The following is a 13548-nucleotide window of genomic DNA, read 5'->3' as shown; positions in this document are numbered from 1 at the left end:
TTGACGGGCACTTCACGTCTGCTCGGCGGTGTCTACGCTCTAGGCATGAATTTCGCTGGGCTGATTCGTGTTCTAACGGTCGCGCTGGTGTGTGCGGTCGTACTGGTGGGCACAGCCAGCACGGCATCGGCAACTGCGCCGCAGTGGTCGGGTCTCGACGCACGCGCCTACGACGGTCCGATCCCGGCGCCGGGCGGTTTGCTCGAGTCGGTCCCGCTCGACCCTGCCCTAACGGTGGCCGGCGCCGGTGAGGCCTATCGCATCCTGTACGCTACCATCGACCAGCATGACCGCCCCGCGGTGAGCACGGCAGTCGTCTTCACTCCGAAAAGCCCTCCGCCCCAGGAAGGTTGGCCCGTCATCGCCTGGGCGCACGGGACCGTCGGGCTGGGTGACAACTGCACGCCGTCGGCGCAGCCGCGCAGTGAACGCGACGACGAGTACCTGACGCACTGGCTGAACCAGGGTTACGCGGTGGTCGGTAGCGACTACGCCGGGCTGGGCACCCCGGGATTGATGAGCTACCTCAACAGCGTCACCACAGCGCGAGGCGTGGTGGATTCAGTGATCGCGGCACACCAGATGGATCTGCCGCTGTCACCCAAATGGGCTGTGGTGGGTCAGTCGCAAGGCGGTGGAGCAGCCGTCGCCACCGCCCGATGGGCCACGGAGTTCAGTGCCGGTACGGGTCTCGACTATCGCGGAGTCGTCGCCACCGGAACCCCAGCCGATGTCGAGAGCATCGTCAAGCAGGCGGGCCCCGACATGGCGGTCCCTCCGGAGCTCGGTCCGGTCGCCAACGCCTACACCGCCTACATCGTGGCCGCCCTGCGGGAGGCTCGCCCCGACCTCGACCTGAACCACATCCTCACCCCGGCCGGCCGCGCCGCGGCCGATCAGGCCGAAACCCTGTGTGTCGCTGAACTGTCCGCGGCAGTTGCCGACATGACGGTGCCTGGCTTCTTCACGGAGCCGTTGGCGTCGATTCCGGGCGCCACCGAGGCCGTCGATGCGTTCATGGGTATCCCTGCGGACGGATACGACCGGCCGATATTTCTCGGCGTCGGTCTGCTCGATCGCGATGTGCCGCCCAGCCTGACGCTGCGGTTCAACGACCGGCTCACCGCCAACGGTCAAGACGTCACCTTGAAGGTCTACCCCGATGAGGACCACAGTGGCACCGTGTTGGCTTCGCTGCCGGATTCCACGCCGTTCTTGGCGCAGCAGTTCCGCTGACGGCCGACTCGGCGTCGTGCTTGCCAGCTAGGCTGCCCTGATGGACGCCGAGTTGGAAGGCTGGAAGTCCGCGGGCCGATACTTCGACTACCTCGGCTTCGACATCTTCTACCGAATCGACGGCCCGCCGCTCGGCGAGGCGCCGACGCTGCTGATGGTCCACGGCTATCCGTTCAACTCGTGGGACTGGTCGCTGATCTGGCCGACGCTCACCGAGCGCTTCACCGTCATCGCGCCGGACATGATCGGCTTGGGCTTCTCGGCGAAACCGAGTGCCTACCGGTACTCGGTAGCCGATCACGCCGACGTACACGAGGCGCTGCTCGACCACCTGCACGTCGAAAACTGCCACGTGCTGGCCCACGACCTCGGCGACTCGGTCGGCCAGGAGCTGCTGGCGCGCAGCGAATTTCGCGAACAGGCCTACGGGTCGGTGCACTACCGGTCGATCACCTGGCTCAACGGCGGACTGTTCAACGAGGCATACACGCCCCGCACCATGCAGAAGCTGATGTCGGCAACGCCGCTGGGCGGCTTGATGAGCCCGCTGCAGGGCAGCCCGCTGTCGCGGCGCCTACTCGAGTCCACGATCAACGAGATGTTCGGTCCGAACACCAAGCCGACACCCGAGATGATGGACCGCTTCCACCAGATCCTCGAGTACAACGACGGGAAACGGGTGCTGCACAAGGTCGGACGCTTCCTCGGTGACCGCTACACGCATCGCAACCGCTGGGTGCGCGCGATGCGGGAAACCGCGGTGCCGATGCGCCTGATCGACGGGCCGGTCGACCCGAATTCGGGCCCCCACATGGCCCGTCGCTACGCCGAGGTGATTCCCGATGCCGACGTGGTGATGCTTGCCGACGACATCGGTCACTGGCCGCAACTCGAGGCGCCCACAGAAGTGTTGCGGCACTTCCTCGCCCACGTCGAGAAGGTGGCCGCCTAACTCGGTTGCTCGCCGGAGTTCTCCAAAGCGTCGGCCAGCACGGGCACGGTCAACTCGCGTTGCCACGGTCGCGCGCCGGCGTCGCGCAGAAACTGCTCGACCACCGCGGCCGTGTCCTGGACCTGTTCCCAGTCCCAGCACAACCGCCGCACGACGTCGGGGGAGACGAGGTTCTCCGGCGGCACCGAAACCCGCTGTGACACCTCGGATATCGCGGCCCGGGCCGCCTCCAGCCGCGCGGCCGCCTCGGGTTTGCGCCTGGCCCAGCGGGATGCGGGCGGTGGCCCGTTCGACGGCTCCTGCGACGACGGCAGGTCCTGCGTGGTGCGCGCCCGCGCGAGCGCGTCCAGCCACACCTTCGCGCTGCGGCGTTGCCGGTTTCCGCCGAACACCGGGAGCGCGGTCAACTTCTCGACGGTGTCGGGATCGGCGGTGGCGGCGTTGATGATCGCCGAGTCGGGCAGGATGCGGCCGGGCGCGATGTCGCGGCGCTGGGCGATATGGTCGCGGGTGGTCCACAGTTCGCGCACCGCGGCCAGCGCCCGCGGGTCGCGGACCTTGTGGATGCCCGACGTGCGGCGCCAGCGGTCGCGGCGTGTCGGTGCCGCCTCGAACTTTCGCAGGTGCTCGAATTCTTGTGCCGCCCAGTAGGTTTTGCCCTGCTCCTCGAGCGTCGCGGCGATCGCGTCGCGCAGGTCGATCAGCACCTCGACGTCCAGCGCCGCGTAGTTGAGCCACTCGTCGGGCAACGGTCGCTTCGACCAGTCGGCCGCGCCGTGCCCCTTCATGAGTTGCAGGCCCAGCAGGCGCTGCACCATCGCGGCGAGGTTGACCTTCTCGAAGCCGGCCAGCCGGCCCGCCAACTCGGTGTCGTACACGGTGACCGGCCGGATGCCGAGTTCGGCGAGGCACGGCAGATCCTGGTCGGCGGCGTGCAGCACCCACTCGTCGGTGGCCAGCACCTCGGCCACCGGCGCCAGCGTCTCGACCGGGTCGGCGCCGTGGCTCACCGGGTCGATCAACACGGTGCCCGCGCCGTCGCGCCGGATCTGCACCAGGTAGGCGCGGTTGGAGTAACGGAACCCGGATGCGCGTTCGGCGTCCACCGCGAACGGCCCGCGGCCGGACGCCAGAAGCTCAGCGGCCCTGCGGATTTCGGTGACGCTGCTGGACAGTTCGGGCACCCCGCCGCGCGGCCTGAGCAGCGGCGTGGCTTCCGGCTCGACGTGTTCGGCCCCAGATGCCTCCGATGAAGCCCTAGTCATCGTCAAGCGCGGGTGCGCGAGCCCAGGTCGGTGACGCCCTGAGGAGGCAGACCGGCCGCGTGCTCGAGCACCTCGCAGAACGCCTCGACATGCGGCCCCAACTCGAGCGTCGTCGCCGTCCACGAGGCGCGCAGTTCCAGCTGATGAGCACGTGGGGGGCCGGAGATGTCGCCGTAGCGCACGGATGTGGTGGCGGTGACGGTACCGCCGAGGGCGGTGACGTGTTCAGCCCGTTCCTCGAGCGCGTCGACGAGCCAACTCCACGCGACTTCGGGCAGCAGTGGATCAACCGCCTCGCTGGAGTCCAGGTCGGCCTGGATGTAGGCGACCAGCCGCATGGTGCCGTCCCACGCCTCGGCGCCTTCCGGGTCGTGCAGCAGGATCAGCCGGCCGAACGCATCGCCCTCCGAGCGCTCCGGGACGATCACCGTTTCGGGATGGCGCACCTCGGCGCCAAGCGCATAGCTGAACGGCGCCAGCCGCTGCGGCGGGCGGATCGGGCCGAGCTCGATCTCCGGTCGGACGGTGGTGGCAGTCATTGCCGCCACCGCTTCGCGGAACTGAGCCGGTTCGGCGGTGGTCACGACGATCCACGCTAGCCGATCTGAGCTGGTCTGTGCGTATGGCGCGCCGATTCGACCGGGCAACGGTCCGGCTCGAGGCGAGGGCGGTGATTTGGGATCCGCATGGCAGCATTGAAAGCGATGAACATCCGCCGTGAGCTGCCCGAGTCGCCGTATCTGGCCGCCGCGAGCGGCCGCAAACCCAGTCGTGTGCCGGTGTGGTTCATGCGGCAGGCGGGCCGGTCGCTGCCGGAGTACCGCGAACTGCGGGCGAAGAACACGATGATGCAAGCCTGCTTCGATGCCGGGCTTATCACCGAGATCACGCTGCAGCCGGTCCGCAGGCACGGAGTCGACGCCGCGATCCTGTTCTCCGACATCGTGGTGCCGCTGCGGGCGTCCGGCATCGACCTCGACATCGTGCCCGATGTTGGCCCGGTGATCGAGCATCCGATCCGCACCGCCGCCGACGTCGCCACCCTGCGGCCGCTCGAGCCGCAGCAGGTCGCGCCCGTCGCCGAGGCCGTCAAAATGTTGGTGTCCGAGCTCGGCGACGTGCCGCTGATCGGGTTCGCCGGGGCGCCGTTCACGCTGGCGTCCTACCTGGTCGAAGGCGGACCGAGCCGCAACCACGAGCGCACCAAGGCGATGATGCTCGGCGAACCCGACACCTGGCACGCATTGATGACCGCGTTGACCGACGTCACGATCGCGTTTCTGCAGGTGCAGGTGAACGCCGGAGTCGACGCGATCCAGGTGTTCGACTCCTGGGCGGGCACGCTGTCGCTGGCCGACTACCGCAGCTACGTGCTGCCGCACAGCACCCGGGTGTTCGCGGCGCTGGCCGACGCCGGGGTGCCGATGACGCACTTCGGGGTGGGCACCGCCGAACTGCTGGGCGCGATGTCGCAGGCGGCGTCCGGCCATGGCGCCCCGGCCGTCGTCGGGGTCGACTGGCGCACGTCGCTACCCGACGCGGCCGCCCGAGTCGTTCCCGGAACAGCGCTGCAGGGCAACCTCGACCCGGTGGTGTTGCTGGCGGGCTGGCCGGTGGCGGAACGCGCGGCACGTGCCGTCGTCGACGACGGCAGGCGCGCTGTCGACGCCGGAGCGGCCGGCCATGTGTTCAACCTGGGTCACGGCGTGCTGCCTGCCACCGGCCCCGGGATCATCACCGATGTGGTGGCGCTGGTGCACTCGCTGTGACCCGCGCACGCGAGGAGCATCAAAGAGTTCTGTCGTATTGCGTTGTGGGCGGCGGTATTTCGGGCCTCGTCGCCGCATATCGGCTGCGCGTCGCGGCGGGACCTGACGCATCGATAACGCTGTTGGACCCCGCGGACCGGCTCGGCGGCGTGCTGCGCACCGAGCGGATCGGCGGTCAGCCGATGGACGTGGGCGCGGAGGCGTTCGTCGCGCGGCGACCGGAAGTCCCCGCGTTGCTGGCCGAACTGGGGTTGGCGGACAGGCAGATCGGCACGACCGGCGCGCGCCCGCTGATCTACAGCCAGGCGCGCCTGCACCCGTTGCCGCCGGGCACGTTGCAGGGGATACCGGCGCAGGCGTCGGCGCTGGCCGGGCTGGTCGACGACGCGACGCTCGCACGCATACACGCCGAACGTCAGCGGCCGTTCTCGTGGCGACCCGGTGCCGATCCGTCCGTCGCCGAACTCATCGGTGACCGGTTCGGTGCGCAGGTGGTGACTCGATCGGTGGAGCCGCTGCTGGCGGGGGTCTACGCGGGCTCCGCGGCGACGATCGGGGTCCGGTCGGCGGTTCCGGCGCTGACCGCCGTACTGGACCGCGGTGCGCGCAGCCTGACCGACGCGGTGCGAGAGGCGCTGCCTCCGGCGGTCTCCGGATCGGTCTTCGGCGCGGTCGACGGCGGCTATGCGGTGCTGGTCGAGGAACTCGCCCGCCGGTCGGGCGTGCGCTGGCTGCAGGTCACCGCCGAGGGCCTGCAGCAGGCCCCGCAGGGTTGGGAGCTGATCGACGACGAGGGTGCCCGCCACCACGCGGACGCGCTGGTGCTAGCCGTGCCGGCACCGCGGTTGGCGCGGCTCATCGCCGACATCGCCCCGCGTGCCGCCGCTGCCGCGCGACGCATCCCGGTGGCCTCGACGGCGCTGGTGGCGTTGGCGTTGCCGGGCGGTACGCCGCTACCGCAGCAGTCCGGAGTGTTGGTGGCCAACGGTGAACGCCTGCGGTCGAAAGCGGTCACGTTGTCGTCGCGCAAGTGGGGCCCGCGCGGCAACGTCGAGTTGGTGCGCTTGTCCTTCGGCCGATTCGGCGATGATCTGGCCCGTAGCGCGGGCGACGAGGAGCTGCTGGCGTGGTCTACGCAGGATCTGGCGACGCTGTTCGGGGTGAGAACCGAGCCGGTCGACTGTCACGTGCAGCGATGGATCGACGCGATGCCGCAGTACGGACCCGGCCACGGTCAGCTGGTCGCCGAGTTGCGGGCAGCGCTGCCGCCGACGATCGCGGTGGCGGGCGGGTTCCTGGACGGCATCGGCGTGCCCGCGTGTGTGTCGGCGGCCACCAGGGCGGCGGCGTCGCTGGTCACCCCTCGCGTGGCACGATAGGGCTATGGCCAAACTCGACTACGACACGCTCAACTCCGCCATCCGCTATCTGATGTTTTCGGTGTTCTCGGTGCGGCCGGGCGAGCTGGGAGAGGACCGCGCAGCGGTCGTCGACGAGACCGCGAGGTTCCTCAAGCAGCAGGAGGAACGCGGCGTCGTGGTGCGTGGCCTGTATGACATCGCGGGCATGCGCGCAGACGCGGACTTCATGATGTGGACGCACGCCGACAACGTCGAGGCCCTTCAGGCCACCTACGCCGACTTCCGTCGCACCACCGCGTTGGGGCGCGCAAGCAACCCGGTCTGGAGCAACGTCGCACTGCACCGCCCGGCGGAGTTCAACAAGAGCCACATCCCGGCGTTCCTTGCCGGCGAGGAGCCCGGCAACTACATCTGTGTGTACCCGTTCGTCCGGTCCTACGAGTGGTATCTGTTGCCCGACGAGGAGCGACGCCGCATGCTCTCCGAGCACGGCATGGCCGCGCGGGGCTACAAGGATGTGCGGGCCAACACCGTGCCGGCGTTCGCGCTCGGCGACTACGAGTGGATACTGGCGTTCGAGGCGCCGGAACTGCACCGGATCGTCGACCTGATGCGTGATCTGCGCGCCACCGACGCGCGCCGGCATACCCGTGCGGAGACCCCGTTCTTCACCGGTCCGCGGATCAGCGCCGAGCAGTTGATCGAACGCCTGCCGTAAAAGGCCACACCGGCGGTTCCGCTCGTTCATCATGGGTCGATGAGGACGAAGGCACTGGTTGCCGCAACGATGTCTTTCGCCGCGCTCGTCGCAGCACCCAGCGGCTTCGCGCAGCCACCGGACAGCGAGCGATGCGCTCCGCGGTTCGGACAGGTCATCGACATCACCGCCGGCGACATCGACTGCATCACGGCATCGGATTACGCCGTTCAGTACGACCTCAACGGCGACAAGTACCAGGTGATCGGCCCGTTCACCTGTTACTCCGGTAACGCGATGACCGCGCCGCTGCTGTTCCAGTGCGTCGCCGACACCGAGGACCGCGCCGAGTTCGCCGTCTACCCCGGGTAGGTCGTAGCGCCGAAATAGAATTCCCCGTCGTGATTCCCGCCGGATCGCGACCGTGGCTTCTCGTTCGCGGTCAGCTGCTCGGCTTCAGCCGCAGCGAGATCGAGTTGATGCAGTAGCGCTGGTCGGTCGGCGTGGGGTAGCCCTCGCCTTCGAAGACGTGGCCCAGGTGGCTGTGGCAGTTGGCGCACAGCACCTCGACGCGGTGCATGCCCAGCGAGTCGTCGGACCGCAGGATGACGGCGTCGGAGTCGGCGGGATCGAAGAACGACGGCCAGCCGCAGTGCGATTCGAACTTCTCGGTGCTGCGGAACAGTTCGGCACCGCAGGCGCGGCACTCGTAGATTCCTTCGGTCTTGGTGTCGGTGTATTCACCGGTGAAGGGGCGCTCGGTGCCGGCCTCGCGCAGGACGTGGAACTCCTCGGGAGTCAGCTTCTGGCGCCATTGGTCGTCGGTCAGCTGCAGTTTGGGAGCCGGTGTGGTCATGCCTCCACGCTAGTCCCCATGCTCGAAATTGCAGCCAGGGCTGTAGTCACGACCATCAGTGCAATGTCGAAGCCAGCGTCAGCTGATCGGTGGGGCCGTGGGCTTCGCCGGCGCTGTCGAAGCGACAGGCTCCGGCGAGGGCTTCTTCAGCCACAACGGATCGATCCCGTCGTCGAGTCGGCCCTCGGCCTTGGCGTCCAGATAGCGGAAGTACAGCACCGAGAACACGACGACGAGCATCAGCCCCCAGCCGTAGGTGAACTTCATGTACTCCAGGAACCGGCCCGTCGTCGGCCAATGTCCGAGCAGCCAGCGGTCCGCGCTCATGAACCCGTAGATCGCCAGCCACGCCGGCCAGTTGCGCAGCACCGAGTTCGGCAGCACCACCGTCATCAGGAACGGGAACAACATCATCGAGTAGTAGCCCTGGCCGAGCGACAGCACCAGGAACGATGCGATCAGCAGCACACCCGAGGACGTCAGCATCCAGAACAGCGGATCGCGGGTGCGGTAGTACTTGTAGAGCAACCACAGCGTGTAGGCCGCCAGGAGCGCAAACCCGATGCGCAGCGACAGGATCAGCCATATCGGCAGGCCGTAGTAGATGCCGTTGCCCGCGATGGAGCTGTTGAAGTAGTCGCGGGTGGTCAGGATGTAGGGCAGCGTGCGGGTGACCCAGTTCATCGGATCGCTGATCAGCGGCCAGGCGGCGGCGTTGAACACCAACGGAACCGCGACGGCGCCCACGAACGGTCGCCACTGGCGGTTCAGCAGCGGCAGCAACAGCAGCGGCAGCAGAATGGGTTTGACCACCACTGTCAGGCCGATGGCGACACCGGCCCACCATTCGTGTTTCTTGTTTCCGTCGAGCAGCCAGCGGAAGAACAGCACCTCCAACAGCAGGATGCAGCCGTTGATGTTGCCGAAAACCAGTGTGTTGATGACACTTTCGGTGCAGAACATCGCCGCCAGCAGCGCAGGCAGGGCCACCGAGCGGTAGGTGTAGCCGAACAGCCGGATCAGGAAGTACGCGGCGAGCACGATCGCCACCGTGTTGAAGAAGATGAACCAGTACCGCGACGCGTCGATGGGCAGATAGCCGAAAGGCGCCATCAGCAGCGTGCCACCCGGCGGGTAGAGGTAATGCGGGTCGACGTGATCGAAGTGCTCGTTGTAAATGTCCCAGCCCATCTTGAAATTGACGACGGCGCGGTAGACGGGCCCGTAGTCGTCGGTGATGTAGCCGTTGGTCGCCAGGACGTAGCAGCGGTGAATGATGAACAGGATCGCCAACGGCCACAGAATCGTCCGCAGCAGCGTCGAAACGCTTGGCGGGGAGGTGCGGGGCCCGAAGGCGGCGGTCACAAGATCGCGCACGACCGCACGGTACCCGACCTCTGTCAACATCAGGCGTCAGGCAGGGCAGAACGTGTCGGTCTCGGGAAGGTTGCCACTGTTCAGGTAGCCGATCACCGGCGGCAGCGCACACGGTGAGAAGACCGAGGCGCCGTGGCCGATGCCCTGCCACATCACCCGCTTGTTGGCCGACCCGGCGTTGATCACGGTGGCCGCCACCGCGGCAACCCCCTCGTTACCGACGATCGGGTCGTTCTGCGTGCCGAGCAGCAGCACGGGGATCTCGAGGTCCTTCGGTTCCTGCGGAGGGGTCCCGCTGGGCCAGTGCAGGCAGTCGACCAGGTCCAGCGCCCCGACGGTGCCGAACTGCGGGTACAGCTTGTCCCACGCCACAACCAGTTCGCGCACCCGGTTCGGGGTCGGCCGGTTAAGCGAGTCGCTGCAGCCGTTGACGAACTGACCGTCGGTGTTGCGCAGGCTTTCGGCTTGGGCGATCAGGTCGGTGAACGGGTTCGTGTCCCCGGCCCGTGCGGCGGCCACCGCCGCGGCCAAGGCATTGCCCGACTCGATCCGGTCCCCGCGCGGATAGGCCAGTGCGGTCGAGATCGCGTGGGCGACGGTCGAGACGGCGGCGCCGTTGGGCCCACGACCTTGACGCGCCGCCGAGAGCAGTTCATCGACCGCGGCCTTCGGGTCGGGCGCCAGCGGGCAGTTCGTCGCTGCGCACTGCGCGGCCCAGGCGTCCAGCGCGGCCTGTTCGCCTTTGACGCGCTGTTCCATCTCGGCTTCGGCGGCGATCCCGAGCGGCAGCGGTGAGTCGAGCACCAGGCGCGCGACCTTGTTGGGGTGCGATCCGGCGTACGCCAGCGCCACCTGCGCACCGTTGCCGATACCCAGCAGCGCGAGCGCGGGCACATCCCAGGTGCTGCGCAGGCGCTCGATGTCCTCGGCGGCGTGCGAGTTGTCGTAGGCCGAGTCACCCGGGGCGATGGTGTCGGTGCAGCTTGTTGTCGCGGTCTGCACGATCGCGCCCAGGTTCTCGACCGGGTCGTCGCCGGCCTGGAACTGCGCCTGGTCGAGCATCTCCTGGCGGTCGAACAGGTCGCGGCAGTCCAGCGCGCTGGACATCCCGATGCCACGCCGGTCGACGGCCACGATCGGGCGGGTCTTGAGCATGTCGGCACCGGCGCGCGACAGCCACACCGGCAACTGCGTCGATGAGGGCAGGTCCGAACCGGTTGTCATCACCAGCGGGCCGGCGTCGGCGGGGGTCTGCGGACTGCGGGCCCGGACCACACCGATGCTGACCGAACCCGACACGCCGTTGATCGGGTCCAGGTCGGCGTCGTACGTCGCGCAGTCCAGGGTCACCCCGGGCGCGGGAGGCACTGCGGCGTTGCTGAACACCCGAGCCGTGCAATCCCGCCAGGCCAGGTCGTTCTTCGGCGCCTCGACGGCCGGCGGGCCCTGCTCCTGCTGGGTCGACGTCGGCTCGCCTTGCGGGCCCGCGCCGGCGTCGGTGGCGAAGCGGGGATTGGCGGCAAGGCCAGGCGAGCACGCCGCGGCGACCGCCGCGACGGATGCCAGGCTAAGGAGCCGGACCAGCTGACCACGCCGATTCATGCCGACCACAGTACTGATGCGCGGCTCACCCGCCGGCTCACCTCAGCCGGACGTAGCGCGTGTACAGATAGCCGTCGTCGTCGGTCAACACGTGCGCCGGCCGCATGCGGGTCAGTACCTCGCCGGATCCCGTCGCGATCCTGGGCGCCCTGCCGCCCACCAGCAACGGCGCGACGGTCAGGCACAGCTCGTCGAGCAGATCGTCTTCGATCAGCTCGCTCAGGAACAGCGGGCCGCCCTCGGTGAGCACGCGGAACAGCTTGCGTTCGGCCAGCGCCCGCAGTGCGGTGAGGCCGTCGACCGCGTCGGGGCGCGAACCCGACGCGTCGATCACCTCGGCGACCGTGCCGAGTCGACGCTGGGCGTCGGCATAGGTGGCGGTGCACGTCAGGATCAGCGGCGGCACCTCGGTGCGGGTGAAGAACAGGGCGCCGGGGTCGAGGTTCCCGGACCGGGTGACGACGGCGATCGGCGGCACCTCGGCCTGGCCGCGCGCCTGCCGGTTGCGACGCTCTGCGACCGGCACCTGCGTGCCGGAGTAGTTCTCCGTGCGCACGGTGGAGGCCCCGACCAGGATCACGTCGGCGGCATAGCGCATCAGCTCGAAGACGCTGCGGTCGCCCGGCCCGGCGAGCCCAGCGGTCTTCCCGCCGGCCGTCGCGCCGCCGTCGATGCTGGCGATCATGTTGCCGCGCACCCAGCAGGTCTGCAGGTCGGCGGGGTAGGCGTAGAAGTCGGCGAGCCGCCGGTCGGCGCTGTCGATCGGGGCGCCATCGGTCCCCAGCACGGTGAACTGCGCCGCAGCGGCGGTATCGGGCATGAACACGATTGCAGCACGTCGATAAGGTGCCTGCATGGACGGGTCCGGCGCGGTGCAACATCTGGTCGACCGCCAACCCGACGTCACACCGGACCGATTGATCGCTCAACTGGTCCCGCCTCCCACGTTCTCCGACGTCAGCTTCGACACCTACCACCCGGACCCCGCGGAGCCGTCGCAGGCCGCCGCGGTGCAGTCCTGCCTGCGGTTCTGCAATCAGGCGGAGCAGCGACGGGCGGGCAGGAAGAAGCTGTTCGGTCGCCGCGAGGTGCTGCCCGGTGTCGGGCTGTATCTCGACGGCGGCTTCGGCGTCGGAAAGACCCACCTGCTGGCGTCGTCGTACTACCGGCTGCCGGGCCCGAAAGCGTTCGCGACGTTCGGCGAGTTGACGCAGCTGGCAAGCGTTTTCGGGTTCGTCGAGTGCATCGACCTGCTGGCCGACTACGTCGTGGTGTGCATCGACGAGTTCGAACTCGACGACCCGGGCAACACGACGCTGATCTCGCGGCTGTTGTCACAACTCGTCGAACGGGGGGTGTCGGTGGCGGCGACGTCGAACACCCTGCCCGAGCAGCTCGGCGAGGGCCGCTTCGCCGCACAGGACTTCCTGCGTGAGATCAACACTCTCGCAGCGATTTTCGAGACAGTGCGCATCGACGGGCCGGACTACCGGCACCGCGATCTGCCGCCCGCGCCGGAGCCATTGAGTGACGCCGAGGTCAGCGAGCGTGCCGTGCAGTCAGCCGGCGCGACGCTCGACGACTTTGATGCGCTGTGCGCGCACCTGGCCACCATGCACCCGTCGCGCTACCTGACGCTGATCGAGGGTGTGAGAGCCGTCTTCATCACCGGCGTGCACACGGTCGAGGATCAGAATGTCGCGCTGCGGCTGGTTTCGCTGACCGACCGGTTGTACGACGCGGGGATACCGGTGGTGGCGTCGGGCGCAAAGCTCGACACCCTCTTCAGCGAGGACATGCTGGCGGGCGGTTTCCGTAAGAAGTACCTGCGCGCGATCTCGCGGTTGCTCGCGCTGTCGAGGGAGGGCACCACCGGTGTGGGTACAGCTTCGCGCTCATAACATCCGCGCCATCACGTAGTCGTTCTCGATGCCCGCGCCCAACCGAAAGGTCTTGGTGCCGGCGACCGTGAACCCGTGCTTGGCGTAGAACCGCTGTGCGCGGTGGTTCTCCTGGTTGACGCCCAGCCAGACCACCTTGGCGCGCAGATCCTCGGCCTTCCGCAGCGCCGCGGTCATCAGCGCAGTCGCCACCCCGGCGCCGTGGCGTTCGGGCAGCACATAGATCTTCGACACCTCGACGGCCGGGCGCAGTTGGACGGCGCGCTGGACATCGGGGTCGTCAGGTACGCCGCGAACCAGCAGCGCGTAACCGGTGATCGATCCATCGGAAGCACGAGCGACGAGCACCGCCCGGTCGGCGTCGGCGAGGTAGTCGCGAAAGCGCGCCTCGGACAGGTTCTCGTCGATGAACGCGGCAACGTTGTCCGGTGTCGCCGCCGGCGGACAGGCGAGCGGGAAGGTGCGGGCAGCGACGTCGGCGACTTCGGCCAGGTCGGTGTCGACGGCCTCTGCGACGTCAATGTCCAACGGC

The 13548-nt window shown here is 68.4% G+C and carries 14 protein-coding genes; 7 read left to right on the top strand and 7 right to left on the bottom strand.

Going from position 1 to position 13548, the window contains the following annotated elements; translation table 11 throughout:
* Positions 1-45: 45 nt before the first annotated feature.
* Together G6N18_RS06490 and G6N18_RS06485 are read left to right on the top strand one after the other, a co-directional pair.
* A complete protein-coding gene (locus G6N18_RS06490) occupies positions 46-1236 on the top strand; it encodes an alpha/beta hydrolase family protein (RefSeq protein ID WP_082999977.1) in 1191 nt (396 codons plus the stop codon).
* Between the two features lie 40 nt (positions 1237-1276).
* Positions 1277-2188 carry an alpha/beta fold hydrolase gene (locus G6N18_RS06485; RefSeq protein ID WP_082999978.1) on the top strand — a complete coding sequence of 304 codons (912 nt, stop codon included), beginning with the start codon at positions 1277-1279 and terminating at the stop codon, positions 2186-2188.
* Here G6N18_RS06485 and G6N18_RS06480 read toward each other — a convergent pair.
* Both G6N18_RS06480 and G6N18_RS06475 read right to left on the bottom strand, forming a co-directional pair.
* Positions 2185-3453, bottom strand: a complete 1269-nt coding sequence (locus tag G6N18_RS06480) for an HRDC domain-containing protein (protein WP_082999979.1) — start codon at positions 3451-3453, stop codon at positions 2185-2187. The genes G6N18_RS06485 and G6N18_RS06480 overlap by 4 nt on opposite strands.
* Before the next feature lie 2 nt (positions 3454-3455).
* Positions 3456-3992, bottom strand: coding sequence for a DUF3000 domain-containing protein (locus G6N18_RS06475; protein ID WP_234783561.1), 537 nt, complete (start codon positions 3990-3992; stop codon positions 3456-3458).
* A 165-nt stretch (positions 3993-4157) separates the two neighbouring features.
* Here G6N18_RS06475 and hemE point away from each other — a divergent pair, with 165 nt between their 5' ends.
* The 4 genes from hemE to G6N18_RS06455 are packed head-to-tail and all read left to right on the top strand — an operon-like array spanning position 4158 to position 7652.
* Positions 4158-5222, top strand: a complete 1065-nt coding sequence (hemE, locus tag G6N18_RS06470; protein WP_082999980.1) for a uroporphyrinogen decarboxylase — start codon at positions 4158-4160, stop codon at positions 5220-5222.
* Entirely contained in the window at positions 5219-6601 is a 1383-nt protein-coding gene (locus G6N18_RS06465) for a protoporphyrinogen oxidase (RefSeq protein ID WP_234806077.1), read from the top strand. The genes hemE and G6N18_RS06465 overlap by 4 nt, the downstream gene beginning before the upstream one ends.
* 4 nt (positions 6602-6605) lie before the next feature.
* Positions 6606-7301, top strand: a complete 696-nt coding sequence (gene hemQ, locus G6N18_RS06460; RefSeq protein ID WP_067215166.1) for a hydrogen peroxide-dependent heme synthase — start codon at positions 6606-6608, stop codon at positions 7299-7301.
* A 39-nt stretch (positions 7302-7340) separates the two neighbouring features.
* Positions 7341-7652 carry a hypothetical protein gene (locus G6N18_RS06455; protein WP_109749345.1) on the top strand — a complete coding sequence of 104 codons (312 nt, stop codon included), beginning with the start codon at positions 7341-7343 and terminating at the stop codon, positions 7650-7652.
* 70 nt (positions 7653-7722) lie between these two features.
* On the opposite strand, the gene msrB is transcribed toward G6N18_RS06455, so the two are convergent.
* The 4 genes from msrB to G6N18_RS06435 all read right to left on the bottom strand — a co-directional run bounded on the left by msrB (position 7723) and on the right by G6N18_RS06435 (position 11935).
* A complete protein-coding gene (msrB, locus tag G6N18_RS06450) occupies positions 7723-8136 on the bottom strand; it encodes a peptide-methionine (R)-S-oxide reductase MsrB (protein WP_082999981.1) in 414 nt (137 codons plus the stop codon).
* A 78-nt stretch (positions 8137-8214) separates the two neighbouring features.
* The gene (gene aftC / locus G6N18_RS06445; protein ID WP_234806078.1) at positions 8215-9513 is read right to left on the bottom strand and encodes an arabinofuranan 3-O-arabinosyltransferase; all 1299 of its coding nucleotides are present in this window, start codon (positions 9511-9513) and stop codon (positions 8215-8217) included.
* A 36-nt stretch (positions 9514-9549) separates the two neighbouring features.
* Entirely contained in the window at positions 9550-11115 is a 1566-nt protein-coding gene (locus G6N18_RS06440) for an alpha/beta hydrolase (protein ID WP_082999983.1), read from the bottom strand.
* Between the two features lie 37 nt (positions 11116-11152).
* Positions 11153-11935, bottom strand: a complete 783-nt coding sequence (locus G6N18_RS06435) for a pyrimidine reductase family protein (RefSeq protein ID WP_179962375.1) — start codon at positions 11933-11935, stop codon at positions 11153-11155.
* 34 nt (positions 11936-11969) lie between these two features.
* Here G6N18_RS06435 and zapE point away from each other — a divergent pair, with 34 nt between their 5' ends.
* Entirely contained in the window at positions 11970-13016 is a 1047-nt protein-coding gene (zapE, locus tag G6N18_RS06430; RefSeq protein WP_067215192.1) for a cell division protein ZapE, read from the top strand.
* Here the strand turns inward: zapE and G6N18_RS06425 are convergent.
* Positions 13011-13544 (bottom strand): GNAT family N-acetyltransferase, encoded by a 534-nt coding sequence (locus tag G6N18_RS06425; RefSeq protein ID WP_067215196.1) that lies wholly within the window; start codon positions 13542-13544, stop codon positions 13011-13013. The two genes, zapE and G6N18_RS06425, sit on opposite strands and share 6 nt — an antisense overlap.
* Between the last annotated feature and the right edge of the window lie 4 nt (positions 13545-13548).

The sequence above is a fragment of the Mycolicibacterium celeriflavum genome (genome assembly GCF_010731795.1).
In the GTDB taxonomy this organism is placed as follows: Bacteria; Actinomycetota; Actinomycetes; order Mycobacteriales; family Mycobacteriaceae; genus Mycobacterium; species Mycobacterium celeriflavum.
The sequence above is the reverse complement of the archived record's forward strand: the minus strand, read 5'-3'. Positions and strand labels throughout refer to the sequence as shown.